Here is a 4,404-nt window from a genome sequence, read left to right as displayed (position 1 = left end):
CCTGGGCCTGGTGGAGGTGCTTCCAGACCTGGGCCAGGAGGTGGAGGAGGGGGAGAAGGAGGGGGTAGAGGGCGTGGAGCCTGCGGTTGAAGCGGCTTGGGGAGGGGACGTGGGTGAAGAGGCCGAGGTCTTTGGCGAGGGCCAGGGCCTTGTTGTGCTTGCCGCCGAACTCTAGGGCGGCAAGGAGGGCGAGGGTGAGGATGGCGGAGGCGGGCGTTTTGGCTTGGGGGTCATCCTTGTAGCCCATGGCTTGCAGGGCGTCGTCTATAATGCAAAAGGCCGCTATGAGACGGGAAAGCATAGCGGCCACTATTTTTTCAGATCCAGGGGATAGGTAGCAACTTGGGTTATAGAAGACATTGGTGGGCCAGTCGGCCGTGAGGTAGAGCCCGGGGGCCAGGGGGTGGGGGAAGGCGCAGGAGAGGCAGGGGGGCTTTTGGCTTTCCACCGACCAGCTCACCTTGGCGAAGCGCACCTTGTGCTCCTGGAGGGCCTGGAGGAAGTCGGGGTCGGAGGCCTCGAGGCCGTAGTCCGTCCTGGGGAAGTCGTAGGGGTTGGCCCCCTTCCAGCCAAAGCCCGAGTACTGGCCGCTCTTGAAGGCGGTGTGCTCGTAGCGCAGGCCGAGGAGGCTCGCCACCCGGTTGTTCTCGGCGATTTCCCTCTGGGCCTCGGGAAGGGTGGCGAAGTCCATGTCCCAGTGGGTGTAGCTGTGGTTGTAGTAGCGGAAGGCGTCCTTGAGGGCCTGGGTGGCCTGGACCAGGTCGTCCCCCAGGTTGAGGGGCTCCCCGCCCAAAGTGGCGGAGGGCCCGCAGACGCCCGTCCCCTGTACGGCCCCGCAGCCGTTTAGGGCGATGTCCAGGGTGAACCCCTGGGCCAAGGGGTAGGCCTGCCGCAGGGCCTCCTGCTTGCTGGCCGCCTCTTGGGCCTCCGTTCCGCTTAGGCGGAAGGGGGTGGCGTCTCCCACGCCGGGGGCGGCGTCTGAGGGGATCGCCGTGGAGACAAACCAGTCGTCCACGTCCACCCGCAGGTGGCGGCGGTACTCCCCCACGTAGACCCCTTGGGTGAGCCAGCGGACGAGGCCCGGGGCGAGGAGCCAGGTGTGGAAGAGGTAGGGGCTTTGGTCAAAGGTGAGGAGGAGCTGCTCCCGGCCGTCCGGGGTGGTGCGCACCGCCCCGAAGACGTCCCCCCCCCCGTCCACGAAGAGGGGGGTGGTGGGGCAAGTGCCGCTTAGGGCCGCCTTGTAGGCGTAGGCGTGGCGCAAGGGTAGGGTTCCCCTAAGGTCGGGGAAGAGGGCGCGGCCCTCGGGGGTGGGGGCGATGGGGTAGCTCTGGCCGAGGTCAATGACCGCGGGGTCGTCGGCCGCGGGGCTTGGGGTGAGCAAGCCCTCCACGTTCTGCAGGCAGCGGTCCTCGGGGTAGGTCCCGGGGAAGGCGTAGAGGATGAGCTCCCGCACCCCGTAGTCCCGCTCATAGGCCCAGAGGCGGTTCCAGTCTTCCTCGGACATGCGGAGGGTGGGGCCGGGCCAGGTGGCGAGGGCCCCCTCCGCCAGGATCACCCCTTGGAAGCGGCCGGTGCCGTCCGGGTGGGTGAGGGGCACCTGGCTGAAGGGGGTAGCGCTCAGGTCCACGGCCTCGTAGGGGATGAGGAAGGCCTCTAGGATGGCCTTGGCCGCGGCGAAGTGGGGGGCTTGGTCCGGGTCAAAGGAGGTGGTGAGGACGAGGATCCGGGCCTCGTAGCGGCGCTCCGGAAGGGCTTGGGGCCCGAGAAGCCTCAGGGGGACCGGTCCCGAGAGGGCGGGGAGGGGGCGGCTTGGGAGGACGGGCAGGGCCACGGGGGCCGTGGGGGCGCCGGTTATGGGGGGGGCCTTGGGCCTTGGGGCCTGGCCGCCCAGGTTGCAGGCCGCAAGGAGGAGGAGAAGGGGCCAAAGGGCGCGCACGGCCTCACCTCCTCCCGGGCTTTTGGGGAAGCCCCAAGGGGGTCAGGCCCCCCTGGGGGGCGATCCCCGCCACCCCGCTTCCCGCCTCGAGGCCACCCGGTCCCACGGTGAGGACGTGCCACCAGGTGCCGTACCCGCCGGGGTCGCCCGGGGCGGGGAAGCTTCCCACGGGGTAGCCGGCGTTGAAGACCTGGACCTGGGCCCCCGCCGTGGCCCAGCTGCCCCCACCGAAGTACCAGTGGACGTAGACCCTGTAGCTTCCCCCGGTGGAGGTGAAGCGCAGGGCCTCCTGCCCTGGGCCTTGGAGGGTGTCCCCCTCGAGGCAGGCCTCCCCGGCGGGCGGGCAGACGCCGGGGTTTTGCCAGTAGACGTGGTGTGCGGCCGGGGTATCGGGGTAGAAGAGGTGGAGGTCCAGATCGGCCCCGGACGTCCAGGAGAGGACCACCCGCCACTCGGGGCTGTAGGTGACGGTGAGGGTGAAGTCCAGGCTCCGGGTGGCCCCGCCCCCTTGGGGGGTGGCCTCGAGGCGGAGGGGGTAGTCCCCGGGGGGAGGGTTTTGCACCTGAAGCCCCACCGGGCCCCCGCTTGGAGGGAGGGTGGGGGTGGTGAGGGCGAGGCCCGGGGGGAGGGGGGTCCCGTCTTGACGCTTCAGGGCGAGGTTTAGGGGCGTGGCGAAGCCGTTTTGGGGGAGGACCGCCACCCCGAGGCTCCCCATTCCTCCCCAGGGGAGGGTGAGGGCGGGGCTTCCCGCGAGGGCGAAGTCCGTGGCCTTGAGGGTGAACTGGACCTCCCTCGTCCGGCTTCCCCCCGAGGCCCTCAGGGTGAGGGGGTAGTCCTGGGGGGCAAGTCCCGGGTCCAGGGTGAGGGTGAGGGGCAGGTCCACGGGGTCGGGGCCGGACACAATGAGGCCTGCGGGCGAGAGGCTTACCCCCGCGGGAGGGTCCACCAGGCTGAGGCTTACGGTCCCGGTGAAGCCGTTGAGGGGCGTGAGGGTGAGGGTGGCCTGGGCGGTGCCCCCCACCGGACCCGTGGGCGTGCCCGAGAGGCCGAGGAGGAAGTCGGGGGCGGTGCCGTTCACCGCCACGGCCCGGGCCTGGTTCCCGGCCCGGAAGAGGAGGGCCCCTTGGGAGACGCTCTGGCTGGCCGCCACCCGGTAGACCCGCCCGGCGTAACCGGACGGGGTCTCCTCGGCCACGGAGAGGCCGGGGGCGGCCTCGAGGACCAGGGGGGGCAGGGGCTCGTTGCCCGAGTTCCCCACGAGAACGTAGGCGCTTTCCCCCGGGTTCAGGGCGAGGCGGAGGGGGGCCACCTCGAGGCCCGCCCCCAGGCTGGGGTTCACCAGCTTGCGCAGGAGGCGCACCACGTCCTGCTCGTCCACCTGGCCGTTGCTGTCCAGATCCCCGTGGTAGCGCCGGTAGGGGGTAGGGGACTCGGCTCCCGAGAGGAGGTCGGCGAGGAGGAGGGCGTCGGCCAGGCTCACCGCGCCGCTTCCGTTCAGGTCCCCCAGGGGGTTTTGGGCGAAGTCTGGCGCCACCTCGCTCTGGTCCACCCCGGGGAGGGGGGTGAGGGCGAGTGACCTTAGGCCCTGGGGGGCGGGGCCGGAGGCGGTCTGGGCCGGGCGCAGGGGGCCTCCCAGGCTTTCCAGGACCCGCACCTCGGGGGAAGCTCCCGGGCGCAGGGCCTGAAAGCGGAGGCGGAGGACCTCCCCGGACTGGGGGGTGTAGCTCACCCCGGCCAGGCGGAGGCGGCCGGGTTCCGGGGCGTAGCTTTCCAGGAGGAACCCCCCCTCCGCCCCCAGGTAACGGAGGGCCGCGGGGTCGTAGCGCGCCTCGAGGAGAAACCCCCGCACCCCTTCTCCCTGGAAGTGCAGGGCACCATCCCCCCCGGGGAAGGCCTGGGGGCCGCCGCATCCTGCGAGGGCCGCTAGGGCGGATAAAGCCAGAACCAGCTTGAGATTTGCGTTCATGCGCATGCGCTTCCCTCCTTCAAGGGGCTAAGGTAAGGCTACCGCCGGGAACGCTTTCCTCCGAGTAGTCCGGCTTCGCCAAGACCCCGTTGCTTAGGGTCAGGGTGCCGCCCCCGGTTCCGCTTACGGTGAGCACCGCAAGCTGCCCCGGGCCCTGGAAGGCGCTTCCGCAGACCAAGGCCACGTTCCAGCGGTTGGGGTTGCTGGACGCCTGCACGTAGTCCAGGAAGCAACCTCCGGTGAGCTCCCCGGTGGTTGCACTCAGGGTGAAGCCTGAAGGAAGCTCCACGGTGAACTGGGCCCCGCGGTAGAAGTCGGCAGTGCCCACCAGGTCCACGCCCACGGTGTAGGCGTTGCCCGAGCGGCCGAGGAGGCTAGGCCGCAGACCCTTGGGTGGGGCGGTTACCGTGAGGGTGAGGTTCACCTCCTGGGTGAGGCTTCCCGAGGTGCCCCGCACCTTGAGGGCGTAGGTTCCGGGGTTGACGGAGGAGGCCACCGCGAG

1 protein-coding gene and 3 pseudogenes are annotated in these 4,404 nt (G+C 70.7%); all 4 read right to left on the bottom strand.

Features of this window, described 5'->3' with window-relative positions; all coding sequences use genetic code 11:
* Positions 1–301 (bottom strand): annotated as a pseudogene (locus BLP62_RS14555) (IS982 family transposase); the annotation flags it as partial.
* A 1,176-nt stretch (positions 302–1,477) separates the two neighbouring features.
* Positions 1,478–1,831, bottom strand: a pseudogene (locus tag BLP62_RS14570) (hypothetical protein); the annotation flags it as partial.
* 109 nt (positions 1,832–1,940) lie between these two features.
* Positions 1,941–3,902 carry a dockerin type I domain-containing protein gene (locus tag BLP62_RS13260; RefSeq protein WP_143004385.1) on the bottom strand — a complete coding sequence of 654 codons (1,962 nt, stop codon included), beginning with the start codon at positions 3,900–3,902 and terminating at the stop codon, positions 1,941–1,943.
* 19 nt (positions 3,903–3,921) lie between these two features.
* Positions 3,922–4,404 (bottom strand): annotated as a pseudogene (locus BLP62_RS13870) (hypothetical protein); the annotation flags it as partial.

It is taken from the genome of Thermus arciformis (assembly GCF_900102145.1).
Taxonomy (GTDB): Bacteria; Deinococcota; Deinococci; order Deinococcales; family Thermaceae; genus Thermus; species Thermus arciformis.
The sequence above is the reverse complement of the archived record's forward strand: the minus strand, read 5'-3'. Positions and strand labels throughout refer to the sequence as shown.

Excerpts from the sequence above, each read along its gene's own strand:
- BLP62_RS13260 (WP_143004385.1), bottom strand. The coding sequence starts at position 3,902 with ATGAACGCAAATCTCAAGCTGGTTCTGGCTTTATCCGCCCTAGCGGCC.